The organism is Rhodococcoides corynebacterioides NBRC 14404 (genome assembly GCF_001894765.1).
GTDB classification, from domain to species: Bacteria; Actinomycetota; Actinomycetes; order Mycobacteriales; family Mycobacteriaceae; genus Rhodococcoides; species Rhodococcoides corynebacterioides.
Genome location: NZ_BCWV01000007.1, coordinates 185,724 through 211,143, shown reverse-complemented (window position 1 = coordinate 211,143; position 25,420 = coordinate 185,724). Strand labels below are relative to the sequence as shown.

Annotated in this window: 27 protein-coding genes and 1 tRNA gene; 10 read left to right on the top strand and 18 right to left on the bottom strand. The window is 70.0% G+C overall.

The window, feature by feature from the left end; genetic code table 11:
• The 4 genes from RC2_RS16585 to nth are packed head-to-tail and all read right to left on the bottom strand — an operon-like array spanning position 1 to position 3,222.
• Positions 1–1,197: a MarP family serine protease gene (locus RC2_RS16585; RefSeq protein WP_068150652.1), complete on the bottom strand. Its 1,197-nt coding sequence runs from the start codon at positions 1,195–1,197 to the stop codon at positions 1–3.
• Positions 1,194–1,829 carry an NUDIX hydrolase gene (locus tag RC2_RS16580; RefSeq protein WP_068150703.1) on the bottom strand — a complete coding sequence of 212 codons (636 nt, stop codon included), beginning with the start codon at positions 1,827–1,829 and terminating at the stop codon, positions 1,194–1,196. Before RC2_RS16580 ends, RC2_RS16585 begins: the two co-directional genes overlap by 4 nt.
• Positions 1,830–1,870: 41 nt before the next feature.
• On the bottom strand, positions 1,871–2,539 hold the full coding sequence (locus RC2_RS16575; RefSeq protein ID WP_068150650.1) for a TlpA family protein disulfide reductase: 669 nt from the start codon (positions 2,537–2,539) through the stop codon (positions 1,871–1,873).
• The gene (gene nth / locus RC2_RS16570) at positions 2,536–3,222 is read right to left on the bottom strand and encodes an endonuclease III (RefSeq protein WP_082895641.1); all 687 of its coding nucleotides are present in this window, start codon (positions 3,220–3,222) and stop codon (positions 2,536–2,538) included. The genes RC2_RS16575 and nth overlap by 4 nt, the downstream gene beginning before the upstream one ends.
• A 207-nt stretch (positions 3,223–3,429) precedes the next feature.
• Here nth and RC2_RS16565 point away from each other — a divergent pair, with 207 nt between their 5' ends.
• Entirely contained in the window at positions 3,430–3,702 is a 273-nt protein-coding gene (locus RC2_RS16565; protein WP_068104004.1) for a hypothetical protein, read from the top strand.
• 127 nt (positions 3,703–3,829) lie between these two features.
• The gene (locus tag RC2_RS16560; RefSeq protein ID WP_027506688.1) at positions 3,830–4,504 is read left to right on the top strand and encodes a Crp/Fnr family transcriptional regulator; all 675 of its coding nucleotides are present in this window, start codon (positions 3,830–3,832) and stop codon (positions 4,502–4,504) included.
• 68 nt (positions 4,505–4,572) lie between these two features.
• Here RC2_RS16560 and RC2_RS16555 read toward each other — a convergent pair whose 3' ends face one another.
• Complete coding sequence (locus RC2_RS16555) at positions 4,573–5,355, bottom strand: MBL fold metallo-hydrolase (protein ID WP_068104005.1); 783 nt, start codon at positions 5,353–5,355, stop codon at positions 4,573–4,575.
• A gap of 68 nt (positions 5,356–5,423) precedes the next feature.
• On the opposite strand from RC2_RS16555, the gene RC2_RS16550 reads away from it, so the two are divergent.
• Positions 5,424–6,299 (top strand): Gfo/Idh/MocA family protein, encoded by an 876-nt coding sequence (locus RC2_RS16550; RefSeq protein ID WP_068150700.1) that lies wholly within the window; start codon positions 5,424–5,426, stop codon positions 6,297–6,299.
• On the opposite strand, the gene RC2_RS16545 is transcribed toward RC2_RS16550, so the two are convergent.
• On the bottom strand, positions 6,296–6,751 hold the full coding sequence (locus tag RC2_RS16545; protein ID WP_068150644.1) for a RidA family protein: 456 nt from the start codon (positions 6,749–6,751) through the stop codon (positions 6,296–6,298). The genes RC2_RS16550 and RC2_RS16545 overlap by 4 nt on opposite strands.
• The gene (gene sp36, locus RC2_RS18990; RefSeq protein ID WP_167323208.1) at positions 6,751–6,915 is read right to left on the bottom strand and encodes a Sp36 family protein; all 165 of its coding nucleotides are present in this window, start codon (positions 6,913–6,915) and stop codon (positions 6,751–6,753) included. The genes RC2_RS16545 and sp36 overlap by 1 nt, the downstream gene beginning before the upstream one ends.
• Before the next feature lie 56 nt (positions 6,916–6,971).
• On the opposite strand from sp36, the gene bagA reads away from it, so the two are divergent.
• Entirely contained in the window at positions 6,972–8,009 is a 1,038-nt protein-coding gene (gene bagA / locus RC2_RS16540; protein WP_371828701.1) for an ATPase BagA, read from the top strand.
• A complete protein-coding gene (gene bagB, locus RC2_RS16535; RefSeq protein WP_068150641.1) occupies positions 8,009–9,133 on the top strand; it encodes an ATPase BagB in 1,125 nt (374 codons plus the stop codon). The genes bagA and bagB overlap by 1 nt, the downstream gene beginning before the upstream one ends.
• Here the strand turns inward: bagB and RC2_RS16530 are convergent.
• The 3 genes from RC2_RS16530 to RC2_RS16520 form a co-directional block, all read right to left on the bottom strand.
• On the bottom strand, positions 9,112–9,783 hold the full coding sequence (locus tag RC2_RS16530; RefSeq protein WP_139277440.1) for a chymotrypsin family serine protease: 672 nt from the start codon (positions 9,781–9,783) through the stop codon (positions 9,112–9,114). The two genes, bagB and RC2_RS16530, sit on opposite strands and share 22 nt — an antisense overlap.
• 5 nt (positions 9,784–9,788) lie before the next feature.
• Complete coding sequence (locus RC2_RS16525; RefSeq protein WP_068150639.1) at positions 9,789–10,448, bottom strand: DUF8020 domain-containing protein; 660 nt, start codon at positions 10,446–10,448, stop codon at positions 9,789–9,791.
• Positions 10,449–11,054: 606 nt separating this feature from the next.
• The gene (locus tag RC2_RS16520) at positions 11,055–11,378 is read right to left on the bottom strand and encodes a WhiB family transcriptional regulator (RefSeq protein WP_068104015.1); all 324 of its coding nucleotides are present in this window, start codon (positions 11,376–11,378) and stop codon (positions 11,055–11,057) included.
• A 298-nt stretch (positions 11,379–11,676) separates the two neighbouring features.
• On the opposite strand from RC2_RS16520, the gene RC2_RS16515 reads away from it, so the two are divergent.
• Entirely contained in the window at positions 11,677–14,046 is a 2,370-nt protein-coding gene (locus RC2_RS16515; protein WP_269465601.1) for a penicillin-binding protein, read from the top strand.
• Between the two features lie 33 nt (positions 14,047–14,079).
• On the opposite strand, the gene RC2_RS16510 is transcribed toward RC2_RS16515, so the two are convergent.
• A complete protein-coding gene (locus tag RC2_RS16510; RefSeq protein ID WP_068104017.1) occupies positions 14,080–14,553 on the bottom strand; it encodes a GatB/YqeY domain-containing protein in 474 nt (157 codons plus the stop codon).
• A gap of 111 nt (positions 14,554–14,664) precedes the next feature.
• Between RC2_RS16510 and RC2_RS16505 the strand changes: the two genes are divergently transcribed.
• Positions 14,665–15,609 carry a metallophosphoesterase gene (locus tag RC2_RS16505; RefSeq protein WP_068150694.1) on the top strand — a complete coding sequence of 315 codons (945 nt, stop codon included), beginning with the start codon at positions 14,665–14,667 and terminating at the stop codon, positions 15,607–15,609.
• 32 nt (positions 15,610–15,641) lie between these two features.
• Positions 15,642–15,715: transfer RNA gene (locus RC2_RS16500), tRNA-Pro, on the top strand.
• Positions 15,716–15,798: 83 nt separating this feature from the next.
• Here RC2_RS16500 and RC2_RS16495 read toward each other — a convergent pair.
• Positions 15,799–16,437, bottom strand: a complete 639-nt coding sequence (locus RC2_RS16495; RefSeq protein WP_068150633.1) for a TetR/AcrR family transcriptional regulator — start codon at positions 16,435–16,437, stop codon at positions 15,799–15,801.
• Positions 16,438–16,608: 171 nt separating this feature from the next.
• Between RC2_RS16495 and RC2_RS16490 the strand changes: the two genes are divergently transcribed.
• The gene (locus tag RC2_RS16490) at positions 16,609–18,144 is read left to right on the top strand and encodes a DUF2207 family protein (protein WP_072681643.1); all 1,536 of its coding nucleotides are present in this window, start codon (positions 16,609–16,611) and stop codon (positions 18,142–18,144) included.
• Between the two features lie 104 nt (positions 18,145–18,248).
• Here the strand turns inward: RC2_RS16490 and RC2_RS16485 are convergent, their stop codons facing one another.
• The 4 genes from RC2_RS16485 to RC2_RS16470 are packed head-to-tail and all read right to left on the bottom strand — an operon-like array spanning position 18,249 to position 22,566.
• Positions 18,249–19,238, bottom strand: a complete 990-nt coding sequence (locus RC2_RS16485) for an LLM class F420-dependent oxidoreductase (RefSeq protein ID WP_068148899.1) — start codon at positions 19,236–19,238, stop codon at positions 18,249–18,251.
• Positions 19,239–19,272: 34 nt separating this feature from the next.
• A complete protein-coding gene (locus tag RC2_RS16480) occupies positions 19,273–20,073 on the bottom strand; it encodes an SDR family NAD(P)-dependent oxidoreductase (RefSeq protein WP_068148903.1) in 801 nt (266 codons plus the stop codon).
• A gap of 25 nt (positions 20,074–20,098) precedes the next feature.
• A complete protein-coding gene (locus RC2_RS16475; protein WP_068148905.1) occupies positions 20,099–21,892 on the bottom strand; it encodes a glycoside hydrolase family 15 protein in 1,794 nt (597 codons plus the stop codon).
• Positions 21,889–22,566, bottom strand: a complete 678-nt coding sequence (locus tag RC2_RS16470; protein ID WP_068148908.1) for an HAD family hydrolase — start codon at positions 22,564–22,566, stop codon at positions 21,889–21,891. Before RC2_RS16470 ends, RC2_RS16475 begins: the two co-directional genes overlap by 4 nt.
• A 453-nt stretch (positions 22,567–23,019) precedes the next feature.
• Here RC2_RS16470 and RC2_RS18745 point away from each other — a divergent pair, with 453 nt between their 5' ends.
• Positions 23,020–23,490 (top strand): hypothetical protein, encoded by a 471-nt coding sequence (locus tag RC2_RS18745; RefSeq protein ID WP_139277439.1) that lies wholly within the window; start codon positions 23,020–23,022, stop codon positions 23,488–23,490.
• A 739-nt stretch (positions 23,491–24,229) separates the two neighbouring features.
• Here RC2_RS18745 and RC2_RS16455 read toward each other — a convergent pair.
• The gene (locus tag RC2_RS16455; protein WP_068148916.1) at positions 24,230–24,778 is read right to left on the bottom strand and encodes a signal peptidase I; all 549 of its coding nucleotides are present in this window, start codon (positions 24,776–24,778) and stop codon (positions 24,230–24,232) included.
• Positions 24,775–25,365: a hypothetical protein gene (locus RC2_RS16450; protein WP_068148920.1), complete on the bottom strand. Its 591-nt coding sequence runs from the start codon at positions 25,363–25,365 to the stop codon at positions 24,775–24,777. Before RC2_RS16450 ends, RC2_RS16455 begins: the two co-directional genes overlap by 4 nt.
• Between the last annotated feature and the right edge of the window lie 55 nt (positions 25,366–25,420).

Below are 25,420 nucleotides of genomic sequence, written 5' to 3'. Positions count from 1 at the left end.
TCAGACGACACAGGCGCCGGTTCCGACGGCGTTCCCGTTCTGCAGGCCCAGAGCGACCTCTTCGGCGACTTCCGCTGCCGTGAGCACGAATCCGGTATCCGGATCGTCCACCGCCGCACCGAACACGACGCCCAGAACCAGACCGTCCGTGCTCATCAACGGACCGCCCGAGTTGCCCTGCCGGATCGACCCGCGCACCGTGTACACCTCGCGTTCGACGGTGCCCGTGCGATAGATGTCCGGGCCCGACAAGTTCAACGTCTCGCGCACGCGCGCGGGCGACGCCGTGTACGGGCCGCCGCCCGGGTAGCCGAGCACGACGGCGTCGGTCCCGGACTGCGCGCGCTCGGGGGCGAACTGCAGGACGTCCGCGCGCAGACCGGGCACGGCGAGGACCGCGACGTCGATGGACGGATCGAACAGCACGACGTTCGCGTCGAGCGGACCGTCCTGCGTGTCGACGGCGACCGACGACGTCCCTGCCACGACGTGGGCGTTGGTGATGAGCCGTTCGGGTCCGATGACGAACCCGGAGCCCTCCAGCGCGCGCTGGCAACTCTGCGCGATCCCGCGAACCCGCAGGACGCTGTCCGCGACGTCGGCGGCCACCGGCGACTGCGCGACGCTCGGGTCGGGCGGGCCCACGTCCGCGACCGGGGTGCGCCCGAAGGGGCCGATGACGTCGGGCAGTCCTGAGGTGTCGAGCAGCGCGGAGAAGTCGTTGGGAATCTCGCGCACCCAGTCCGGCGCGAGTCGGTCCACCGCGCCGAGCACCGCCGACCCGCGGACCGCGGCGGCGATCTGCGGTTGCGAGGTGGCCGTCAGGGGCACCGCGAGCAGCCATGCAGCCACCAGTACCGCCACGGCCTGCAAACCGGCGCCGATCACGCTGTCCACGCCGCGGGCCACCGGACTGTGGATGCCGCTGCGCAGCGCGCGCCCCAGCACCATGCCGGCGATCTCGCCGACGACGACCACGACCACGATGAGCCCGATACCGGCGAGAATGCGCAGGCGAGGTTCCTCGACGTGGACCAGCACCTTCGGGGCCAGCAGGATGCCCGCCACCGCGCCGATGACGACGCCCAGGAAGGCGAAGGCCGACGCGACGGCGCCCTGGCGCCACCCCGAGGACGCCGCGAGCACGGCGACCAGCACGACGACGATGTCGAGCCACGTCGATCCGGTGACCGTCACAGCAGCTCCGATCCCGCGGCGGCCAGGGCGGTCTCGAGATCTCGCACGTCCGCGGTGTCCCAGGGGACGGTCCATCCGGCCGTGTCGAGAATGCCCGCCAGCACGCCGGCGGTGAATCCCCACACCAACATGCCGCGCACGTCGAACGCCGGTCCCCGGTAGCCCAGCGGATGCCGGACGACGAATCGACGAGCCGGATCCAGCAACTCGCGCAGCGGTACCGCCTCGACCCGCGCCACCTCGGCCGTGTCGATCACCCGGACCGGCCCGGGCCGACGCCAGTAGGCCAGCACCGGCGTGACCTCGAATCTCGACGGCGGCACGAAGATCGGGTCGAACGTCGCGAGTGGATCGACCCCGTCGGCATCGAGGCCGGTCTCCTCCGCGGCCTCGCGGAGGGCCGTCCCCACGGCGCCGCCGTCGCCCGGGTCCGCGGCTCCGCCTGGAAACGCGACCTGACCGCTGTGCTGGCGCAGCGAGGACGCCCGTTGCGTCAGCAGGACCGTCGCGTCGTCGGGCAGGGAGTCCGCGGCGGGGTCACCGCCGAACAGCACCAGCACGGCAGCAGGCCGACCGTCCGCATCCGGCGGTGTCTGCAGCCGGGTGATCGGATTGTCCGGGTGCTGCGCCATCGATCCGGCATCGACGAGACCCTGCAGCCACGACGGCCCGCTCACGTGGTCACCCCCAGTCGGGTGCGGACCGCCTCGGCGATCTCCTCGACCGACCGGAACGGTTGCGGCAGCACGGCGGCGACGTCGCCGGACGGGTCCAGCAGCACGGACACCGGCAGCACCGCCGGCGCGCCCACCGCCGCGGCCACGGACTTGCCGCCGTCCTGCACGCCGGGGAGGCGAACGCCGTAGTCGGTGAGTCGGGCAAGCGCGCTGCCCTGCTGCGGATCCTCGTGCACCGTCAGAACGGTAACCGCATCACCGGCGCGCGCCGCGTACTGCTGCAGATACGGCAGTTCCTCGGCGCACGGTTCGCACCAGTGCGCCCACAGATTGAGCACGACGGGCCGACCGGCCACCGCGCGCCCGAGATCGATCGGTGCGCCGTCCGCGAGGCACGTCACCTGCAGGCCGGCCAGCGGGCCGGTGGATTCCGCGGCACCACCATCGGCCGGCCGCGGACACTCCGCGAGACCCGCCGCGGCCCGCTCGGCGCCGAGGTCGACGGTCGGCGCGTCACCGGTGGCGGTGGTGCCCGCCCGGTCGCGGTACTCGGCGAAGCTGCCCGGCGTCGACACGTCGTCGTCGCGAGGCCAGATGGCGACGATCAACGCGATCACCACCACGAGCGCAGCGAGCGACCACCGAGCGGCCGACGACGGTCTCACCGCTCCACACCGGCCAACGCGAGAATGTGGTCGGTCTCGGGACCGCGCACCAGGGCGGCGGCCTTGCGCGCGTCCGTGGGCCCGGTGCCGTTGGCGGGACACAGCGGAGCGAGCAGACAGACGCCGCACGCGGGCGTCCGGGCATGACAGACCCGGCGGCCGTGGAAGATCACGCGGTGCGAGAGCACCGTCCAGTCCTTCTTCGGAATCAACGCACCCACCGCGTGCTCGACCTTGACCGGATCTTCCTCGGCGGTCCATTCCCATCGGCGCACGAGCCGACCGAAGTGCGTGTCGACGGTGATCCCCGGGACGTCGAACGCGTTGCCGAGCACGACGTTGGCCGTCTTGCGACCGATCCCCGGCAGGGTGACGAGGTCCTTCAGGCGGGGCGGGACCTCGCCGTCGAACCGCTCGAGCAGCTCCCGACCCAGGCCGATCAGCGACGTCGCCTTGTTCCGGTAGAAGCCGGTGGAGCGGATGTACTCCTCGAGTTCCGTCCGGTCCGCCTCCGCGTAGTCCCGCGCCGAGCGGTACCGGGCGAACAACGCGGGCGTCGTCTCGTTCACCCGCTTGTCCGTGCACTGCGCCGACAGGATCGTCGCCACCGCGAGCTCGAGCGGCGTGGTGAAGTCCAGCTCACAGTAGACATGCGGGAACACCTCGCCCAGCTGTCGGTACATCCGCCGGGCACGGCGCGTCAACGCCAGCGGAGTCTCCGACCGAATACCCACGTGAGGGCTGTTTCCGGGTGTTCTGGGCACGACCACGACTCTACGGACACGCTCCGACAGAGCCCTCGATCCGTCCGGCGGACCACCCCGCCGCCGTGGCCGAGGCGGGTCGCCACCGTGTTCTCCCCGTGACCGAGGCAGTGTTTACTCCTCGGTATGCAAGCTCTCGCTGTGGTGCTGTTCCCGGTCTTGCTGATGCTGTTCGCGCTCGCCATGGAGCGCTTCGAGGTCCGCCTCAACCGCGTCGGCGTCCGCGAGCAGGAAGTGCAGGAGTTCCTCGACGCCGCCAGCTCCTCCGAGGTGGCGACGCTCGCGGCCGAGGGCTTCCCGCACGCCCTCGCGCGCTTCAAGACCCGTCGTCGGCGCGGCGGCGAGGTCGCCGACGACGACATCGCCATGCTCGACGACAGGGCGCGCCGCGCCAGCTGACACACCCGTGGGTGGCCGTGCTCACTCCCCGACCGCCCGAGCGACGTAGACTTCCCTCCCGGTACGACTGGACGCAGTCGGATGGCTACGAACGGCGCAGTCATTCGCGGATCGGCAAGGAGCACACGTGGACGAGGTTCTGGCACGGGCCGGCATCTTCCAAGGGGTCGAGCCGTCGGCGGTGTCGGCGCTCACGAAGCAGCTGCAGCCCGTCGACTTTCCGCGTGGACACGTGGTCTTCAACGAGGGCGAGCCCGGGGACCGCCTCTACATCATCGTGAGCGGCAAGGTGAAGCTCGGCCGCCGCTCCCCGGACGGCCGCGAGAACCTCCTGACGATCATGGGACCGTCCGACATGTTCGGCGAGCTGTCCATCTTCGATCCGGGCCCGCGCACGTCCACCGCCACCACGGTCACCGAGGTCCGCGCCGTGAGCATGGACCGCGACGCTCTGAAGGCCTGGATCGATCAGCGTCCGGAGATCGCCGAGCAGTTGCTCCGCGTGCTCGCACGTCGCCTCCGTCGCACCAACAACAGCCTCGCCGACCTGATCTTCACCGACGTGCCCGGTCGCGTCGCCAAGGCACTGCTGCAGCTCGCGCAGCGTTTCGGCACCCAGGAAGCCGGCTCCCTGCGCGTGGTGCACGACCTCACGCAGGAGGAGATCGCGCAGCTCGTCGGCGCCTCCCGCGAGACCGTCAACAAGGCGCTGGCCGACTTCGCACACCGGGGTTGGTTGCGCCTCGAGGGCAAGAGCGTTCTGATCTCCGACTCCGAGCGCCTGGCGCGTCGCGCCCGATAGTCGCAGCGCGTCGCGCCCGATAGTCGCAGCGCGTCAAGCCCGACAGTCGCGCCCGATGACGACAGCGGTCAGCTGCGCAGGTACTCCAGCTGCGCCTTGACCGACATCCGGGCCGCCGGCCACAGCCGCTTGTCGACGTCCGCGTAGACGTGGCGTACCACGGCCCGTGCCGACGCGTCCGCACCGAGGACGTCCAGGGCCCCACGTACCTGGTCCAACCGCTGTTCGCGGTGCGCGCGGTAGGCGCGAGCGAGCACGGCGGTGTCGGGATGGTCGGGTCCATGGCCGGGCAGGACGGCTCGCCCCTCCCCCAGTTGTTCGAGCCGGTCGAGGGAGGCGAGATAGTCGCCGAGGCTCCCGTCCTTCCCGTCGAGCACCGAGGTCCCGCTGCCCAGCACGGTGTCACCGGTGAGGACGGCGTCGGGCAACAGGAAGCTCACCGAGTCGGCGGTGTGACCGGGCGTGGCGACGACGGTGAGGTCCAATCCGGCCGCGGTGATCACCTCGCCGTCTTCGAGCGGTGCGGCGTCGCCGCGAAGGTAGGTGGAGGTCACGGCGCGTACGGGCGCGCGAGTCAGGCGGTGCAGCCGGGCGATGCCGCCGGTGTGATCGTGGTGGCGGTGGGTGACGAGCACGAGGGCGACGGGTCCGCACGCGGCGACGGCGTCGACGTGGGCGCGGCTGCGCGGTCCCGGATCGACCACCACGCACCGGTCCTCGCCCGGTGCGCGCAGAATCCAGGTGTTCGTCCCGTCGAGGGTCATCTTGCCGGGGTTGTTCGCCAGCAGTACCGACGCCGTGGGTGTCACCCGGCGGAGTTGCCCGTAGGCGGGATGCGCGAGACCGGCCATGATTCCACCCAACCACACCCCGGATCGGCACAGTCGGGGTGCAGCTCGAGAAGAACGAGGAGAGAACCGTGCGTATCGGACTCGTCGGCGCCGGCCCTTGGGCGCGCCAGGCCGCCGTTCCCGCCCTCACGGCACACGACGGCGTCGACTTCGTCGGCATCTGGGCGCGCCGCCCGGAGGCCGCGGCGGAGGTGGCACCGGGGGTGCCGATCGTCGACTCGGTCGACGCGCTCATCGACTCGGTCGACGCAGTGGCGTTCGCCGTGCCGCCCGAGGTCCAGGCGGACCTGGCGGTGCGGGCGGCGGAAGCGGGCCGACACGTGTTGCTGGACAAGCCGATCGCCGGGACGGTCGACGACGCCGAGCGGCTGGCGGCAGCCGTGGATCGGGCCGGCGTGGGCTCGATGGTGACGCTGACGCGTCGCTTCGCCGAGGAGACGCGCGAGTTCCTTCGCGCGGTCCGCGCGCACCGGACGGCCAGGGTCACCGCGACGTGGCTGTCCGGGGCGTTGCTGGGCGGTGAGTACGCCGGCTCGACCTGGCGTCACGACGGCGGCGCGCTGATGGATGTCGGTCCGCACGTCGTCGATCTGGTGGAGGCCGTGCTGGGCCCGGTCACCGACGTGCCCTTCGCGCGTCGTGACGTCGACTCCGACACGTGGGCGATCACGCTCGACCACGACGGCCGGGTGAGCCAGGTGACGCTGTCCATGCGAACGCCCGTGCGGCCGTCCGTGCTGCGTGTGTCCGCGAGCGGGCCCGACGGGCTGGTGGAGCTGCAGGAGCGCACCACCCCGCCGGACCGGTGCTACGCGGTGTTGCTCGACGAGTTCCTGGCGTCGGTGCGGCTCGGAGTGCCGCACGAGTGCTCGGTGCACCGCGGCCTGCACCTGCAGCGCGTCCTGGCGCAGGTGACCGCGCGGCTCACCGAGCAGGGCGGCTAGGTCCGCACCTCGACGATCAACTCCACCTCGACGGGGGCGCCGAGCGGCAGTTCGGCGACACCGACCGCGGATCGGGCGTGGACACCGGCGTCGCCGAAGACGTCACCGAGCAGGTGGGAGGCGCCGTTGATCACGCCGGGTTGTCCGGTGAAACCCGGTGCGGAGGCGACGAATCCGACCACCTTGACCACGCGGGTGATCAACTCGAGACCGACCAGCGCGTCGATCGCGGCGAGCGCGTTCAACGCGCAGAGTCGGGCGGCCTCCGTCGCGACCTCGGGATCGACCTCGGCGCCGACCTTGCCCGTCGCGTGGAGAGCGCCGTCCACCATCGGCAGCTGCCCGGACGTGAAGACGTGGTTGCCGCTGCGCACGGCCGGGACGTAGGACGCCACCGGCGGCACGACCGGCGGCAGGGTCAGGCCGAGCTCGGCCAGGCGCTCGCGGATCATCAGCCGACGGGACGCTTGAAGTAGGCCACGAGCTGCTCGCCGGTGGGCCCGGGGGTCACCGTGACCAGTTCCCAGCCCTGGGATCCGAAGTTGTCGAGAATGGTCTTGGTGTTGTGGATCAGAAGAGGTGCGGTGAGGTATTCCCACGTCGTCGATGCGCTCATGGGTGCAAACCCTAGCGAAGACCCTCACCAACCGGACTTTCTATAGGCTCGGCGATGTGTCCGACGAGCCCGACATTCCCGAGAACCCGGCGACGCACGAGTCCACCGGCTGGCCACCCGAGGCGGCGCGGGCGCGTCTGCACTTCGTCTCCGGCAAGGGTGGCACCGGGAAGTCGACCGTCGCGGCCGCGTTGGCCCTCGCTCTCGCCGCGGGCGGCCGAAAGGTCCTGCTGGTCGAGGTGGAGGGCCGCCAGGGCATCGCGCAACTCTTCGATGTCCCGCCGCTGCCGCCCGTCGACACCAAGGTCGCGTCCGCGGAGGGCGGCGGCGAGGTGTACGCCCTGGCCGTCGACATCGAGACCGCGTTCCTCGAGTACCTCGACATGTTCTACAACCTCGGTTTTGCGGGGCGTGCGATGCGGCGAGTCGGGGCGATCGAGTTCGCCACGACGATCGCGCCGGGGCTTCGCGACGTGCTGCTCACCGGCAAGGTGAAGGAGCGCGCGGTCGCGACGAGCAAGGACGGTCGCCCGCTCTACGACGAGATCGTGGTCGACTCGCCCCCGACGGGCCGGATCGGCAGCTTTCTCGACGTCACCACGGCCATGCGGGATCTGGCGAAGAGCGGGCCGGTGCGGTCGCAGAGCGAAGGCGTGGTGCGCCTGCTGCACTCCGAGCAGACCGTGGTGCACCTGGTGACGCTGCTCGAGGCCCTGCCCGTGCAGGAAACCGCCGACGCCGCAGCCGAACTCGCCGCGGCCGACCTACGGCTGGGCACCGTCGTGGTCAACCGGAGTACCGCGTCGTACCTGCCGGACGCGGTGTTGGACGAGGCCGCCGACGGTGTCATCGATTCCGCCGCGGTGCAGCGCGTGCTCGCCGGGGCGGGAATCACGTTGTCCGAGGACGACTTCGCCGGATTGCTGACCGAATCCATCGAGCACGCCGCGACCGTGCGCACGCAGCGGGAGAGCGCGCGCCGGCTCGAGACGCTGCCGGCGGCGCGGCTGGTGCTGCCCACGCTGCCCGACGGGATGGATCTCGGCGGTCTGTACGAACTGGCTGCTCACTTGACCGAACAGGGAGTCCGCTGATGGCCACCGTGCCCACTCTCGACGTCGCGTCCATTCTCGAGAACCCCGCCTCGCGCATCGTGGTGTGCTGCGGTTCCGGCGGCGTCGGCAAGACGACGACGGCCGCGTCGATGGCCCTGCGCGCCGCCGAAAGCGGCCGAAAGGTGGTGGTGCTCACCATCGATCCGGCCCGACGGCTCGCACAGGCACTCGGGGTGGGCGAGCTCGACAACAGCCCGCAGCCCGTCGCGCTGGGCCCCGAGGCCACGGGCGAACTGCACGCGATGATGCTGAACATGCGGCGCACGTTCGACGAGATGGTGATCGAACACTCGACGCCGGAGAAGGCCCAGCAGATCCTGAACAATTCCTTCTACCAAACCGTGGCGTCGTCGTTCTCCGGCACGCAGGAGTACATGGCGATGGAGAAGTTGGGGCAGTTGGCCGCCGACGGCGAGTGGGACCTGGTGGTGGTCGACACCCCGCCGTCCCGTAACGCCCTCGATTTCCTCGACGCACCTCAGCGGCTCGGCTCGTTCCTCGACGGCCGCATGATCAAACTGCTGATGGCCCCCGGGCGGGGTATCGGCCGCGTCGTCACCGGCGCCGTCGGGCTGGCGATGCGGGGCGTCTCGTCCATCGTCGGCTCTCAGATGCTGTCGGACGCTTCGGCGTTCGTGCAGTCGCTCGACTCGATGTTCGGTGGCTTCCGCGAACGCGCACGCCACACGTACGAGCTGCTCCGCCACGAGGGCACCCATTTCGTGGTGGTCGCGGCGGCCGAGCCGGATGCCCTGCGAGAGGCGTCGTTCTTCGTCGACCGCCTCAGCGCCGACGGGATGCCCCTGGCCGGCCTGGTGCTCAACCGAACGCACCCGACGCTGAGCTCGCTGTCCCCGGATCACGCGTCGAGCGCGGCGGACACGGTCTCCGGCTCCGGCGATCCCGACGACGAGCTCGCCGCCGGGATCCTGCGCGTACATGCCGATCGGGCCCGCACGGCCACCCGCGAACTGGCCTTGCTGCGCCGCTTCACCGCGGCCCATCCGCGGGTGCCGATGGTGGGTGTGCCGTCGTTGCCGTTCGAGGTCTCGGACCTGACCGCCCTGCGCGCCGTGGGCGATCAGCTCACCGGAACGGCCTGATCGACCGGCCGGAATCCTGCGCCCGCGCCGCCGGTCCGAGTGACCTCGCGCACGATCGACTCCATGGTGGTGACCACCGCCGGGCCGACGCAGGGCACGCCGAGGTAGGCGTTCACCATGCCGATCACGGCGTCCCCCTCGACCACCGGCGCACCCGAATCACCCTGCCCGACACAGAGAGCCGAGAAGGCCTGCTGCGTGCCGAGCACGTCGCCGACGGTGAGTCCGCACGTGCGGCCCGTCGACCGTCCCTGCTTGCACACCGCGTCGGCGAACGACGGCGGGGCACCCACCCGAGTGATGGTGGTCTCGCCGATCGTCGTGACGGGGAGCGTCTCTCCGGCGTCGAACTCGATGACGGCGGTGTCGTAGTCGGGCAGGACCCGCACGATGTGTCCGATCACGCGATCCCGCTCGAACTCCGGCGTCACCGCGTCGCCGGGATCACCGCAGTGGCCCGCGGTGAGTCCGACGCTCCGGCCCGCGTCGTCCGTTCCCACGACCGTCACCGTGCAGATGGATCGGTCGGCGACCACCACGGGGGACCCGCCGCCGACGGGCACCGGGTCGGCAGCGGAGGCGATGCCTCCGCCGCCGACCACGAGACCGGCGAGCACGAGGGCCGACGCAGCGACGTGACGCGCTCGCACGATGCCTACTTCTTCGGAGCCGGCGGCGCCTGCAGCAGCGTCACGAACTGCTGAGCGTTGCCCGCGACCGCACCGAGACCGCCGATCGCCGTGCCCGCCAGGGACGCGCCCGAGCCGAGCAGCACCGCGCCGCCGATGCAGCCGGCGAGCGGGCCCGCTCCGAAGAGGAGCGCCACGGGTGCCGACACGACGCCGGCCGCGGTGGCGCCGAGGAGGCAGCCGCCGACCAGACCGCTGGCGGCACCGAGGAATCCGCCCACCGAGGCGCTGAGCGCGATGTTGTCCTTGACGCCGGCGACGGCGGCCGGGAGGTCGACCGGCACGGTGCCGGGGAGGTCGTAGACCGGGGTGGTCGGCGCCGCGGCGTCGACGGCGAGGGTGGCGGTGTTGCCGTCCACCTGCGCGGAGACGGGGTGGACCACGCCGTCCAGCGCCAGTCCGAGCGGAACGGAGTCGACGACGACACCGGCGGCGTCGCGCACCACGAGGTGGTTGTTCTCGGTGCTCAGGGTGCCCGAGTCCGTCGTCACCAGGACGCCGGTGCCGGCGGCCACCGCGTTCCAGTGCACCTCGGGTGCCGTCGGGTTCGCGTACGCGGTGGCCGACGCCCCGCCCAGAGCCACGATCGTCATGGCGGCGACCGCCGCCATCCTGTTGAGCTTCATGCCAGTCCTTTGCCGCGTCGAGGTCGAGCCCGGGTGTCGGGCCGACGAATGCGGAGCCGTCGAGCTCCGGGCACGGCGAAACAGACCGTCTCGTCAGAGGTGAGGTAGTCGAAAGTCGCTGTGCCGACGGAAGTCTCGGTGGGGCCGGGGCGCGTGTCAATCGACGGCGAGGTGTCCGCCGGGCGACGGAACGGCGGCGGGACGGACCGGGGACACGGGACCGGAACGAGCGGTCCGCGGGCGATGGAGCGGGCGGGCTGTCGGCGGCGCGTCTAGTGGCGGGCGACGGCGTCGACAGGGCATCACCGCAGGTGACGGGGCCACGAGGCGTCGGGAGGCGGCGAGGTGATCCCGCTCGGCGGACCGACGAGGATCGGGCGAACGGGACGGACCGGCGGGCGAGAGCACGAGACCGCGTGACGACGAATCGGGACGGATCGGACGACACCGTCGCGGCGGGACGGCGATACCGGCCCCACCCGTCCGTCGTCCGTTCACCGAGAATTCATGCTCCGGCGGACCCGCAACATGGTGGCCGATAGTGAACTGTCCCACCGCAATTCGGACATCGCGGTGGGACAGGACAAGCGTGCGTCGGATGCGGAGTCAGACCGCCGACTGGTGCTGACGCTGCGCCTCGAAGAATTCGGCCCACGACTCGACGTCGGGGTGCTGCTTGATCAGAGCGCGCCGCTGACGCTCGGTCATGCCGCCCCAGACACCGAACTCGACCCGGTTGTCCAGAGCGTCGGCTCCGCACTGCATCAGAACGGGGCAGTGACGGCAGATGGTGGCGGCCTTGCGCTGCGCCGCACCGCGAACGAAGAGCTGGTCGGGGTCCACACCCCGGCACCGCGCCTGCGAGACCCACGCGATGCGCGCTTCGGCCTCTCCGATGTCGAGCGCGGAGTTCGACGTTCCTGCGTGCATTCGAAGATCCCTTCACCGTCCGAGAACACCGGGACCAGCCGGTGTCCGGTACCGCTGCCGTGATGCGCCACCTGCTGCACACCCACCCGAGCGCTACCCCACTAACCGGAGTGATTGTTAGCTGAATCACAACGGCCTGATCAATGTAAGCGACAGCCCAGCGGCGAAGCAAGGTGGGCGGTCAGATTTCTGGTACGGGCGTGCGGACTGTGACGTAAGCCCAGGTCACGGGGTCGACGCGGGCGGGCTGCCGCCGAGACCACCGGCCCGCGGCCCGGCGACCCGTACTCTGTTCAGCGTGTCGATCGCCAGAACAGTCGCCAAGCTCGCCGGGTGCAGCGCCCTCGCGGGTGCCTTGCTCGCCGGAGTGATGTTTCCGCTCGCCGGTGGGTTCGGCTACGCCTCGAACCGCGCGGCCGACACCGTGGACAACGTCTCCGCCGAGTTGGTCGAGGGCACGGTTCCGGCGGTGTCCACCATGGTCGACGCCGCGGGCAACCCCATCGCCTGGCTGTACGAGCAGCGCCGATTCGAGGTGCCGAGCGATCGCATCTCCAACGAGATGAAGCTCGCCATCGTCTCCATCGAGGATCGTCGCTTCGCCGAGCACGACGGCGTCGACTGGCAGGGCACCGTCCGCGCGTTCCTCACGAACACCACCAGTGGTCAGGTGGAGCAGGGCGCGTCGACGCTCGATCAGCAGTACGTGAAGAACTACCAGTTGCTCGTCGTCGCCAAGACCGACGCGGAACGCCGGGCGGCGATCGAGACGACTCCCGCTCGCAAGATCCGTGAGATCCGCATGGCGCTCACGCTGGACAAGCGACTGACCAAGGACGAGATCCTCACCCGCTACCTCAACCTGGTGCCGTTCGGTAACTCGTCGTACGGCATCCAGGACGCGGCCCGGACCTACTTCGGGGTGGACGCGGCCGACCTCACGCTCACCCAGGCCGCCATGTTGGCCGGCATGGTCCAGTCGAGTTCCGCGTTGAACCCGTACACGAACTACGACGGCGTCATGGACCGTCGCAACACCGTGCTCGACACGATGATCCAGAACATCCCCGAGCGCGCCGCGGAGATCGAGGCCGCGAAAGCCGAGCCGCTCGGTGTCCTGCCGGAGCCGAATCAGCTTCCGCGCGGATGCATCGCGGCCGGCGATCGCGGGTTCTTCTGCGACTACGCCCTGCAGTACCTCGCCGACGCCGGCATCAGCAAGGAGCAGGTGGACAAGGGCGGGTACCTCATCCGCACCACGCTCGACCCGGAGGTGCAGGCCAGCACGTCCGCCGCCTTGACCGGGAACAGCAATCCCAACCTCGACGGCGTCGCGACGGTGATGAACGTGATCGCGCCGGGCCAGGACGATCACCGCATCCTCGCGATGGGCTCGTCGCGGCGCTACGGGCTGAACGGCGACGCCAACGAGACGGTGCAGCCGCAGCCGTATTCCCTGGTCGGCAGTGGCGCCGGATCGATCTTCAAGATCTTCACCACCGCGGCGGCCATGGAGAAGGGACTCGGCACGTCGGCCGTTCTCCAGGTCCCCAGCCGCGTCGAGGTCAAGGGCCTCGGTGACGGCGGTGCACGCGGCTGCCCGCCTTCGACCTACTGCGTCACCAACGCCGGCACCTACCCGGCGGCCCTCTCGGTGACCGACGCTCTCGCCCAGTCCCCCAACACCGCGTTCGTGAAACTGATCGAATCGGTCGGCGTCACCCCGACCGTCGACATGGCCGTCCGCCTCGGACTGCGGTCCTACACCCTGCCGGGCACCGCCGGCCAGGGGACGGACCAGAGCCTCGCCGACTACCAGAAGGAGGCCAACCTGGGCTCCTTCACCCTCGGCCCCACCTACGTCAACCCGTTGGAGCTGTCCAACGTGGCCGCCACCATCGCCTCCGGGGGCAAGTGGTGCCCGCCGAACCCGATCGACAGCGTCTTCGATCGCAGCGGCAAGCAAATCCCGGTGACGCACCAGGCCTGTGAGCAGGTGGTCGAGCCCGGGTTGGCGAACACCCTGGCCAACGCGATGAGCAAGGACGACCAGCCGGGCGGGACCTCCGCGTCCGCGGCCGCGTCCGTCGGATGGACGCTGCCGATGGGCGGCAAGACGGGGACCACGGAGTCCCACCGGTCCTCGGGCTTCCTCGGGTTCACCAACCGCTACGCGGCGGCCGCCTACACCTACGGCGACTCGCCGACGCCCAGCGAGATCTGCTCGTTCCCGCTGCGCCCGTGCGGATCGGGCAACCTGTTCGGCGGTAACGAGCCCGCCCGCACCTGGTTCGACGCCATGGATCCCGTGGCCACCAAGTTCGGCGACGTCTCGCTTCCCCCGGTCGATCAGAAGTTCGTCCGCGGGTCCGCCAACGGCCAGGTCCCGGATGTGGTGGGACTGAACCAGGGGTCGGCGCAGTCGCAGGTGCAGGCCGCCGGATTCCGCGTGTCCATCGCCACCACCGCGTCGTCGGAACGACGGGGCACGGTGGTCAGCACGTCGCCGTCCGGTTCGGCGATCCCCGGCTCGACGATCACGCTGTACGTGTCGGACGGTTCCGTGCGTCCGTCGCCGGCCCGGCCCGCGCCCGGCCTCACGCTGCCGTCGTTGCCGCCGGACGTGACCATCCCGCCGATCCCCGGCCTCACCGCACCCCCGCGGTAGGGTCCGGCCGGGGCTCGGCCTCCGGAGCTCGCGTCAGAGGCGGGCGCGCACCGCGGCGGAGAGCCGTGAGCCGTCGGCCTTGCCCGCGGCAATGGCGGTGGCGGCCTTCATGACCTGGCCCATCTGCCGCATGCCCGGCCGCTCGCCGAGCTCCTCGGCGACCTGCGCGATGGCGGTGTCGGCGACGTCCGCGAGTTCGGCGTCGGTGAGCGGGGTCGGCAGGTACTCGTCGATGATCTGTGCCTCGGCGCGCTCCGTCGCGGCAAGTTCGCCGCGCCCGTTCTGGGTGTAGATCTCGGCGGACTCGCCGCGCTTCTTCGATTCCTTGGCCAGCACCCGCAGCACGTCGTCGTCGGTCAACTCGCGTGCTTCCTTGCCGGCGACCTTCTCGGCGCCGATCGCCGACAGCAGCATGCGCAGCGTGGCGGTCCGCAGCGCGTCCTTCGCCTTCATCGACGTGGTGAGGTCCGCGCGCAGGCGCTTTTCGATGTCAGAGTTCTCGGCCATGCTCGAAACGGTATCCTCGACGAGGTGTCCGGCAAATCCGCGTTCCCTTCTCGTCCGGCCTCCGCCGCGTCCGTCGGTGCTGCCTCGTCCGCTCGCGCGGCCCGTGAGGTTCTGTCCACCCCCGCCGGCGTCGCCGCCCTCGCGGTCGGCAGCGCTGCCGCCGGACTGACGTACGCCACGGCCGTGGAGCGCAACGCGTTCACGCTGCGGGAAGCGACCCTCCCCGTGTTGGCCCCGGGGAAACCGTCGCTGCGGGTGCTCCACATCAGTGACCTGCACATGATGCCGAACCAGAAGCTCAAGCAGACCTGGCTCCGGGAGCTCGATCGCCTCGAGCCGGACCTGGTGGTGAACACCGGCGACAACCTGTCCCACCGCAAGTCGGTTCCGGCGGTGGTGCAGTCCCTCGGCGGTCTGCTCGGTCGGCCCGGCCTGTTCGTCTTCGGCTCCAACGACTACTTCGCGCCGGTGCCCAAGAACCCGCTGAAGTACTTCCGGAAGAACCACACTCGCGTGTTCGGCGACGCTCTGCCGTGGCAGGACCTGCGCGCGGCGTTCACCGAGCGCGGATGGCTCGACGTCACCCACGTCCGTCGTGAACTCGAGGTGTCCGGCGTGCGGATCGCCACCGCCGGCGTCGACGATCCTCATCTGCAGCGCGACCGGTACGACACGGTCGCCGGGAATCCGAACCCGGTGGCGGACGTCAGCATCGGACTCACCCACTCCCCCGAGCCCCGCGTTCTCGACCGCTTCGCCGCGGACGGATACGACCTGATCCTCGCCGGGCACACGCACGGCGGTCAGCTGTGCCTGCCGTTCTACGGTGCGCTGGTGACCAACTGTGGACTCGACCGGTCGCGGGTGAAGGGCCCCTCGCGGTGGGGTGCGCACACGCGGCTGCACGTGTCGGCCGGGCTGGGTACCTCGCCGTACGCGCCCTACCGGTTCTGCTGCCGCCCCGAGGCCACTCTGCTCACGCTCGTGCCGAGCGGTCGCGCGCGCGAAAATGTGCCCGAGGTGGGCGTTTCGCGTTCCGAGGCGGTCGTGCGTTAGAGTGATGCGGCTGCCCGAAAGGGTGGCGATCACGGGGTGTGGCGCAGCTTGGTAGCGCGCTTCGTTCGGGACGAAGAGGTCGTGGGTTCGAATCCCGCCACCCCGACTCGTGGTTGAGACACGATGGAAAAGCCCTGACCAGGGAAACCCGGTCAGGGCTTTTCTCTGCTCACACCACGGCCCACACGGTCACGACGGACCTCGCCCGGCAGAGGTGATGCCGGCGTGCAGGGCGTCGAGCGTCAGACGGAAAGTCGTCGCGGGCACGAGCGTCCGATAGTGCTCGGTCAGTGCGCGAGTGATGGGGAAGCGCTCGGGATCCAGCGCCGTCACCTGCTCGACGAGGTGGTCGTCGAGAGGCGCGATCAAGCCGCGCACCTCCCCCACCACGAGACCGATCACGCAGGAGAACCACCCGGTGGTCACGTCGGCCATCCGATCCCGGTCGACTCCGGCCTCGTCGAACGCGCGATGGACCACCTCGGTGAGCGCCTGATCCGCGACGCCCGTGAAGGTGAACGCCTGCAGCAGCGGAAAAGTCTCCGGATGCCGAAGTCCCACTGCTCGATACGCATCGGCCAGCGCGTCGAGACGTGCTCGCCAGTCACCGTCGACGGGCGGCTCGATCTGCTCCTCGACCCACGACGCCATCGCCTGCTCGAGACCCGCCTTGGAACCGAAGTGGTGGACGATGCTCATCGGGTCGCACGGAACTGCCGCGGCGACGCGGCGGAGCGAGAATTCGCCGGCACCCAGTTTCTCCCGCGTGCGCACCGCGGTCACGACCATGTCCTCCCGTGAGAGTCGCTGCCGCGTGGTCGTCGCCATCCCGTCACCTTCGTTCGTGATCGTCCATCGGAGAGCCCCGCGGCCCTTTCTCTACAGCGTAGAATACCGTGCGCCCCGGCTCGTCGGGTCGGGTACGGCCCCTCCGCGTTCACGTCGCGCCTCCGTGAGGGATGCCCGCGACCGACCGCCGGGTCTGCCTATCATGGCGGCATGATCCGCACTCGGTTCGCCATCGCGATCGTCGTCGCGGCAACAGTTCTCGGCATCGCCGGCTGCTCCGACGCGTCGTCCGCGGAGGACCTGCGTTTCGACGGACTCACCACCGGTGAGCGCGTCTACGACCGGACAGGATTCTCGCTCGATCGCGACCAGACGGACGCTCTCGAACGACGACTCGAGACGCTGCGGGTGGAGACGGGCGCCGACGTCGTGGTCTGGGTGCGCGAGCTCGACGCCGATTCGGACGAGACCCTCGACCAGGTCGAGGCACTGCAGCAGGCCCGGGTCGCAGCCACCGGCATCGACCAGGACATCGCCGGCGCGATCCTGATCAACCGCGAACCCGGCACCACCGACGAGGCCCGGGCCGGCATCTTCCTGGGATCCCGGTTCGACGACGGCAACGTTCCCTCGGACGAGCAGGAGGCGATCGTCGAGGACGCGTTGATACCGCCACTGAAGGACGGCGACGTGGCGGGCAGCCTGAACGCCGGACTGGACCGACTGCAGTCGTCCATCGTGAACGGCCCGCCGGTCACCGCGCTGAATCGGTTCGCCGCCGGGCCGGGGTCGTCGTGGTTGCCGTGGACCGGACTGGCCGCGGTACTCGCCGGGACGGTCGTGGCCTTCTCGCTCTACCGGCGTCGTCCGCGCGCGACCGTGTCCGCGGACACGCCGACGACGTACCGGCCGGACCACCGCACCGACCCGGCCGTGGCCACGGCCCTCGTGCACCGCAGCAGTCAGGCGAGCGCCACGTCGGCCACCGTCGTGGCGCTCGCCGCCGACGACGCCGTCGCCTTCGAACCCGACGAGAAGAAGCACGGGAAGCCGACCGTTCGTGTGCGCCTGCTGGACGAGAGCAAGGTTCGGGGGGACGTGCCCCGCGCCGTATGGGACCAGCTGTCCGAACATGCCGTGGACGGCGTCGTCGACAACGCGGCTCTGAAGAAGATCGGGGCGAACACGCGCCCGGTCGGTGCGGTGGTGAATGCCGAGTTCGACGCGCGGGGATGGCGAGCCCACGGAATCGGGCGGTTGCGCTGGGCGTTCGCGGGACTGGCCCTGCTCAGCGGAGCGATCATGGTCGGCGCCGGGGTGGTCGCGGCCGCCGGGGCGCCGATCATGCTGGTCGCGGCCGTCCCCGGTGGTCTCCTGATGGTGACCGGTCTGGTGATGGCCGCGTCCTACCCGGGCCTGACCGTCGCCGGTCTCGACGCCGCCCGACCGTGGGAGGCGTACCGCGACGGTCTGAAGGCGGCCGCGAAGAAGGACGACACGACCGTCGACCTCGACGCGGCGCTGCCGGACATCGTCGCGCTGGGTCTCGGCGCGGCATACAAGAAACGGCTCGAATCCGGCCCGGAGCTGAGGGCGTTCACCGCACCGGCCGGGCTACCTCTGGCCGTCGACCCGTCGGTGGTGAACTGGGCCGCGTTCTCCGCGACGTTCGGGGCGAGCGCCTCGTCCGCGACGGTGTCCGGCGGAGGCGCCGGCGGCGGGGGCGGTGCGGCGGGCAGCACCTGAGGCGACCTGGGCCCTTCCCGCGCTGCGACCTCGCGGACGCGCTGACCGTAGGCAGCGCGCGAGTGGAACGGCAGCGCGGGAAGGGGTGAAGGGTCAGTCGCCGATCAGGACGACGCCGCCCGGAGCTTCTCGAGCAGCGGCTCGGCGGCCTCGGCCAGGAACCGCTCCTGCGTCTCGTCGCCCACCTGCACCAGCGCGATGTCGGTGTAGCCCGCCTCCCAGTACGGCTTGACCTTCTCGACGATCGCGTCGAGGTCCGGGCCGCACGCGATGGTGTCGGCGACGTCCTCCGGCCGCACGAACTGCGTGGCCCCGGCGAAACCCGCCGTGGTGGGCAGGTCGGCGTTGACGGCCCAGCCGCCCGCGAACCACCGGAACTGCTCGTGTGCCAACGTGATCGCGGCCTGCTCGTCCGGTCCCCAGCAGATCGGAATCTGGCCGATCTTCTTGGAGTTCTGCGCCAGTCCGGTGCCGATGTGCCGCGCCTTGTCCCATCCCTCGATGAGTTCGGGCTTGGGCTCGGTGGAGATCATGTGGTCGGCGAGCGGGGCGAAGCGCTCGATCGACTTCTCGCCACTGACGGCGACGCCGATCTCGAGGGGAGTGTCGGGGGTGTCCCACAACCGCGCCGAATCGACGCGGTAGTGCTCGCCCTCCCAGGTGACCAGCTCACCCGACTGCAACTGCCGGATGATCGTGACGGCTTCCTCGAACATGTCCTGCCGCTTGTCCACCGACGGCCAACCCTGGCCCACGACGTGCTCGTTCAGGTTCTCGCCGCTGCCGAGGCCCAGCGTGAACCGGCCGTCGGCGAGAATCTGCAGCGTGGCGGCCTTCTGCGCGACGACGGCGGGGTGGTAGCGAATGATCGGGCAGGTCACGTACGTGTAGAGCTCGACCCGCGAGGTCACCTGCGCGACGGCGCCCAGCATCGTCCAGGCGTACGACGCGTGACCTTGCGCCGACAGCCACGGCGAGTAGTGGTCGCTCGAGACCTCGAAGTCGAAGCCGACGTTCTCGGCTTTCTGCGCGTAGTCGACGAGCCGCTTGGGCCCGCTCTGCTCGGTCATGAGGGTGTATCCGAAGCGTGTCATGGGTGTCTTTCCGTGTCGTGCGTCGGTTCGGGGTCTAGATGGTGGCGACGGATCCCGAGTCGACGCGGTAGTTGCTGCCGTTGACGAAGGCGGCGCGCTCGGAGCACAGGAACGTCACCACGGCCGCCACTTCCTCCGGGGTACCCCGTCGACCGAGTTCCATGAACGGACGTTCTTCCTTCAGGAAGCTCTCGATCGCCTCGTCGCGGTCGGTGCCGCGCTCGTCCGCGCGCTTGTCCATCATCGCGTCGGTCATCGGCGTGTGGATGAACGCCGGCGACACGGCATTCACCAGGACGCCCTCCGAGGCGTAGGTCTTGGAGAGACCCTTGGTGAGCGACAGGATGCCGGCTTTGGCTGCGCAGTAGGGCAATTCGTCGACGTAGGGCTGTTCGGCGTCCTCGGAGGCGAGCAACACGATGCGCCCCCATCCGCCCTGGCGCAGCTCCGGGAGGAACGCGCGAATCAGGCGCACCGGTCCCAGGAGGTCGATCTCGACGGTGGACGCCCACCCGTCGTCGTCGATCTCGTGGAACAGGCCCTGCGCGCCCGTGACGCCCGCACTCTGCACCAGGATGTCGACGGAGCCGAGCGCCTCGACGGCGCGGCGGTGCAGTTCGGCCACCGACGCCGGGTCGGTGACGTCCGCGGCGACCGCGGTGACGGCACCTTGGGGTCCGGTCAGCTTCGCGGCCGACTCGGCCAGCGCGTCCTCATCCTTGTCGCTGACGACGACGCGGACACCCTCGTCGAGCAACATCTGTGCGGTGCACCAGCCGATGCCCGAGTCGGCACCCGTGACGACGGCCGTGCGGCCCTTGATTCCGAGATCCATGAGTGCGCTCCAATTTCCTTGTGGGTCAAGCGGTGTGGTCGTGTCCGCGCGCGAGGGTCAGCGCGGAGTTGATGAGGGCCAGATGGCTCAGGCCCTGCGGGAAGTTGCCGAGATGCGTGGTGGTGCCCCGATCCGGGGTGCGGTGCGGGTCGACCATCTCGGCCCACAACCCGACATCGTTGGCGCTGGTGACCAGCCGATCCATGAGATCCGAGGCCTCGTCCTTGCGTCCGATGTGCGCCAGGGCGTTCACCACCCAGAACGAACACGCGACGAAGGTGCCCTCGACGGTCTGCATCCCCGAGTAGCGGTACAGGTGGTCACCCGCACCGAGTTCGGAGCGGAGGGCGTCGATGGTCGACGACATGCGGGCGTCGTCGGTGCAGGGGCTGCCGGCGTGGAGCAGTACGGACGCGTCCAGCTTGTCCGTGCCCGGGTACCAGACGTAGGCCTGCACGGACTCGGACCAGCAATGGTCGTGGATCCACTCGGCGATACGATCGCGCTCGGTGACCCAGCGGTCCGCGATGCCGGGAATCATGCCCTGCTCCGACAGGTGCACCGCCCGATCGAGCGCGTGCCAACACCCCATTTTCGACGAGGTGTAGTGCTGCTCGTCCGGCAACTCCCAGAGCCCGGCGTCCTTGCTGCGCCAGATGTCGCAGGTGGTGTCCGCGATGGCGGCGAGCAGTCGACCCGTGGGCGCGTCGAGGATGTTGCCGGCGTCGACGTACAGCGAGACGATGTCGAACAGGTCGCCGAAGATGCCCTGCTGCAGCTGGGTCGCGGCATCGTTGCCGGCGATGACCGGGCCGATACCGCGCCACCCCGGCACATCCGGATACGAACTGCCGCCGGGGATTTCACCGTCCAGGGTGTAGAAGACCTGGGTGAGCTTGTCGTTGCGGCGGATGATGCGCAGGAGCCACGCCACCGCCGCGTGCACTTCCTCGCGCAGACCGAACCGGATCATCGCCTTGATGGTGTAGGCGGCGTCGCGCACCCACGCGTAGCGGTAGTCCCAGTTCTTCGCACCCGCCCACCGCTCCGGGAGCGAGGTGGTCGCGGCGGCGGCAATGGCCCCGGAGGGGCTGTACAGCAACAGTTTCAGAGCCAGCGCACTGCGGTGCACCGACTCCTTCCACGGCCCGTCGTACCGGAACTCCTCGGACCAGCTCTGCCAGTTGCGCACGGTGCGGTCGATGCCGGCGTCGACCTCTTCCGGGGTGGGCAGGTACAGCGGCTCGACCTCGGTTCCGACGACGGCGACCGTCGACCGCGAACCGGCTGTCGTGGTGAACCGCCCACGGATGGACCGGGTGTCCTTGTCGACGTCGTCCGCGTTCAGGGTGCGGACACCGAGCGTGATGCCGTCGACCCGGAGAACCGTGCCGTGCACGGTGTCGTACGCCCACGGCGAGGCGTTGCCCAAGCAGGTGCCGGGGACGACGGCCCACTCCATGTCGACGGTGCCCGACACTCCCTCCACCCGACGCGCGAGCTCGGTCCACGGAAGACGGCCCGCCACACCGGTGTTCAGGGAATCGGTCATCCGCGCCACGCCCGTCTCGGTGGCGAACGTGGTGATGAGGACGTTGGTGCCGTCGTAGTAGGAGCGCTCGGTGGTGTACTCACCTACCGGATGCAGTGCGATGTAACCGCCCTCGTCCGCGTCGAGCAAGGCCGCGAACACCGGCCGGGTGTCGAGGTTGGGGACGGGGAGCCAGTCGATCCGCCCGTCCGCCGCGATGAGAGCCACCGTCCGGCCGTCGCCGATCGCCGCGTAGTTCTCGATGCCGGTGTACCCGTCGTGCCTCATCGTCGGTCGAGCAGTCGTGCGATCGGAGAATCATCCAGTGACGCAAGGAGATCCGCGGGGTCGTCGTACACCGCGACGGCCCCGGCGTCCCGTAGTTCCGCGGACGAGATGCCGCCGCTCCGCACCCCGATGCAGGCGACCTTCGCCGACCGCGATGCCTCGACGTCCCAGACGCTGTCACCGACGAACACCGCTCGATCCGCCGGAACTCCGGCGCGCTCGAGCGCGATGTCGACGATGCGCGGCTCGGGCTTGGCCGTCTCCACGTCCTCCGACGACGTGGACTCCGACACGATGTCGTCGATCCCCAGAACGTCACGGACGATGGACAATTCGTTCTCCGGAGCCGACGTCGCGAGCACGACCTGCAGCCCGCGGTGTTCGATCTCGGCCAGCAGTTCGCGGGTTCCCGGCAGCGGTTCCAGAAGCGGCGCGAGCTCCTCGTAGTACTGAGTGTGGAGTTCCTTCGCGTGCTGCGCGCGGTCCTCGTCGGCGTCGCCCGTGAGCGACTCCAGCAGCTTGCTCCCGTCCATGCCGATCGACCGATGTGTCCGCCACGCCGGCACCGGAATCCCCGCCTCGCGGAAGGCGCGGGTCCAGGCATGGACATGGGCGTAGTTCGAGTCGACGAGGGTGCCGTCGATGTCGAAGAGCGCGGCAGGGGACGAGGTCACCCCGGTCGGCTACCCGGCGGTCCATTCCTACAAACGGTCGGGCGCTGCGGCGCGGGCGCCTACCTGCGCACGTTGTGGTCACCCTCACCGGTTGCAACCAGTGCACGTGGCGGGAACCCGCGCAGGTGGCGGGGTGCGCCCACCTGCGCAGGTTGCAGCCAACCTCACCGGCTGCAACCCGAGCAGGTGGCGGGAACCCGCGCAGGTACAGCCTCCATCCCCGCCCTGCTGACCCCTCAGCCCCGCGCCGCCGACACCACCCGGATCGGTACGCCGTCTGTTGTGCGGGGTGACCACACTCCCTGGACCGTCGCGGCAGCGACTGCGGGCGGGGTCACCGCGTCGGCCGGAACGGTGGTGCCGTCGTCACAGCTCAGCCCTCCCCCATCGGCCGCGGTGCAGACCACTCCGTCTGTGGTGGTCAGCCGAGTCACCGCGTCCTCCGCCGGACCCGTGAAGGTCGTCGCGGGCGCAGTCGTCGTGGTGGGTGCCGTCGTGGTGGGTGCTGTCGTCGTCGTGGTCGGCGCAGCACTCGCCGTCGTTGTCGCAGCGCCCGTCGTGGTCGATGCGGCACTCGTCGTAGTTGCCGTGGTCGGCCCGGCGCTGGTTGTCGCCGACCCTCCGACCGTGGTGGTGGGCGATGGGCTCGCGGTCGTGGTCGCCGCAGCCGCGGTCGTCGAGCTCGAACCGGGTGTTGTCGTCGACGTGGCCACACCGATACTCGTGGAGGTGGGTGGCGCTGCCGTTGTCGATTGTTCGACGTTTGCCGATCGTGCTGCATTGCCTGACGTCGTCGCGGCATTCGAGGCAGAGGCCGACGCCTCTCCGCCACACTTCGCCTCGACAAGAACGACGGAGAAGTTGAGTGGCACCAGACCCAGGAAGCTTGCGGAACCACTGACCGTCAGCACCGAAGACGCCTGACCCGACGTCGACACCAGACTGCTGACGGTCGCGTTCACCTGTCGACCCGGGGTGCTCTGACGTGTGGCCCCGGGCGGGGGTATTTGGAGAAGCTCGCCACCGACGGAGATGAATCCATAGCCGGCGCCGTCGCTACCACTCCGAGGGGCCTGTGCAGTAAACGCCCGTTGTGCCGTGGACAAGTCGCAATTCGCGGACGCCGTGAGACTGCGGCTCGACGGCACCGTCACGATGTCGGTGTTGACGAGTGTCAGGAGCAGGGTCGTTCTCAGCCGATACGACGTCAGTGACGCGGTCGCCGACACCGGGCTGTTCGTGACGCACGGAGTAGCCCTTGGCGCAGGTCCGAAAGTGTAGGACGCGCACACCGGGCCGTCGATCCCGGCGCCGGACGTACCGCTCGAGATGAGCCGCAGGGCTGTTCCCAGCACAGACCCGGTTTGATAGGAGTTCACCGAACTCGCCTCCGATCTGACTGGCGACGACTGGTTGCTCGTTGCCGTGGGCCCCTTCCACGGCAAGGGGGATCCTCCGGGGATGATGTCGGCTCCTGACGCCGACGTCACCGTCCCCGCCTGCGCGGCGGCACTTCCCTTTGTCGGCCAGTACCCAGCCGTCACTCCGGCTTTGGCGAATTCCGACCCGTACCCGTTGGCCTCGGTGAGGTCGGCGCGCAGAACTCCGGACAGCATGACGCTGACCGCACCGACCAGCGCGACCGCGGCACGCAGTCGACCCCTCACGGCGACCGCCGGGGCTCACGAGGCCAGAACACCGTTACGACCAGTGCGGTCATGCCGACGGTGATCAGACCCAGCACAACAGGATTCGACAACCACACGACAGCGCGGGCCAACCCAGGGACGGACCACAGCACCTTCCGAACCTCGGTCACGGTGTAGCCGGCCGGGTCCTCGTAATTGTTGGCGTCGCCTTTCAGCTCGAGCAGGGTGGTACCGGACGGGCCCGGGGACGTGCGCACAACACGGTGCGTGACGGGCAGATCGCCAGGACGATCGACGGTGACGACGTCACCGGGCACGACCGACGACGCCGGCACCTCACGCACCACGGCGAGCGATCCCGTGGGGATGGTGGGCGCCATCGATCCGGTCTTGAACATGATCAGCGAAACCCCGAAGACGAACGACGCGAGCACCGCGACGATGCAGACGACGCCGCCTGCGGCGAGGACCGTGAGCACGGCGTCGCCCAGCCGCCCGGCCACGCTGCGGCGGGTCGACGGGGCAGCATGGCGCGGCGTGACGGCCGGATCGGTGGTGCTCATGGCTTCTTCCCCTCGAAGTTCCATACGGGCGGTCCGCTACCGGGTACCGACGAGTCGGTCCAGACCTGGATGCTGTCCGGGAGGCGCAGTCGGAAGCAGAGGGACACCGTCGGTCCGGGCGCGGTCGCGGTCGCGGCCTGCAGGGGGAAGTCCGTCGGTGCCGTCGATAGCGGCACGTCCGTCGCCACTCCACCCACCAGAAAATTTCCCGGGTCGGTGAATGCGGACGACGTGCACGTGCTCGACCGCACGACGGCGTACAGCAGTCGATTCGGGAGTCCCGTTGCGGTGTTCGTCGCCTTCGTCGCGACTGTGATCGCGGATGATCCGGTTTTCGTCCGGAGCGAGACTGCGGTGTACACGGTGGTGCCTGGCAGCATGGCCGTGGCAGGCGTCGCGGTCATCGTGACGGCGTCGGACGCCGACGTTCCGGATCTCCAGGTCGACCCGTCGCCCGAGATCTCGAACCCGTTGTTCGCCGCCGTGAAGGTCGTCCCGCCGAACACCGGATCTCGCAACGTCGCCACGACGTTCGTGGTGGTGAGTCCGACCGCGGCCACGCCGAGCAGCACGCCCGACGCGGCCACGACCGATGCCCGACGACGACGCCGTGACGGCGACGTCGGGGCAGCGTGGTGCGCC

Excerpts from the sequence above, each read along its gene's own strand:
- RC2_RS16545 (WP_068150644.1), bottom strand. The coding sequence starts at position 6,751 with ATGATCCGCGAGCGCCTGGCCGAGCTCGGCCTGACCCTGCCGCCGGTC.
- RC2_RS16490 (WP_072681643.1), top strand. The coding sequence starts at position 16,609 with ATGATCCGCACTCGGTTCGCCATCGCGATCGTCGTCGCGGCAACAGTT.
- RC2_RS16555 (WP_068104005.1), bottom strand. The coding sequence starts at position 5,355 with ATGGCCGGTCTCGCGCATCCCGCCTACGGGCAACTCCGCCGGGTGACA.
- RC2_RS16580 (WP_068150703.1), bottom strand. The coding sequence starts at position 1,829 with ATGGCGCAGCACCCGGACAATCCGATCACCCGGCTGCAGACACCGCCG.
- nth (WP_082895641.1), bottom strand. The coding sequence starts at position 3,222 with ATGTACCGACAGCTGGGCGAGGTGTTCCCGCATGTCTACTGTGAGCTG.
- RC2_RS16485 (WP_068148899.1), bottom strand. The coding sequence starts at position 19,238 with ATGACACGCTTCGGATACACCCTCATGACCGAGCAGAGCGGGCCCAAG.
- RC2_RS16565 (WP_068104004.1), top strand. The coding sequence starts at position 3,430 with ATGCAAGCTCTCGCTGTGGTGCTGTTCCCGGTCTTGCTGATGCTGTTC.
- bagB (WP_068150641.1), top strand. The coding sequence starts at position 8,009 with ATGGCCACCGTGCCCACTCTCGACGTCGCGTCCATTCTCGAGAACCCC.
- RC2_RS16475 (WP_068148905.1), bottom strand. The coding sequence starts at position 21,892 with ATGAGGCACGACGGGTACACCGGCATCGAGAACTACGCGGCGATCGGC.
- RC2_RS16455 (WP_068148916.1), bottom strand. The coding sequence starts at position 24,778 with ATGAGCACCACCGATCCGGCCGTCACGCCGCGCCATGCTGCCCCGTCG.
- sp36 (WP_167323208.1), bottom strand. The coding sequence starts at position 6,915 with ATGAGCGCATCGACGACGTGGGAATACCTCACCGCACCTCTTCTGATC.
- RC2_RS16520 (WP_068104015.1), bottom strand. The coding sequence starts at position 11,378 with ATGCACGCAGGAACGTCGAACTCCGCGCTCGACATCGGAGAGGCCGAA.
- RC2_RS16495 (WP_068150633.1), bottom strand. The coding sequence starts at position 16,437 with ATGGCGACGACCACGCGGCAGCGACTCTCACGGGAGGACATGGTCGTG.
- RC2_RS16510 (WP_068104017.1), bottom strand. The coding sequence starts at position 14,553 with ATGGCCGAGAACTCTGACATCGAAAAGCGCCTGCGCGCGGACCTCACC.
- RC2_RS16525 (WP_068150639.1), bottom strand. The coding sequence starts at position 10,448 with ATGAAGCTCAACAGGATGGCGGCGGTCGCCGCCATGACGATCGTGGCT.
- RC2_RS16480 (WP_068148903.1), bottom strand. The coding sequence starts at position 20,073 with ATGGATCTCGGAATCAAGGGCCGCACGGCCGTCGTCACGGGTGCCGAC.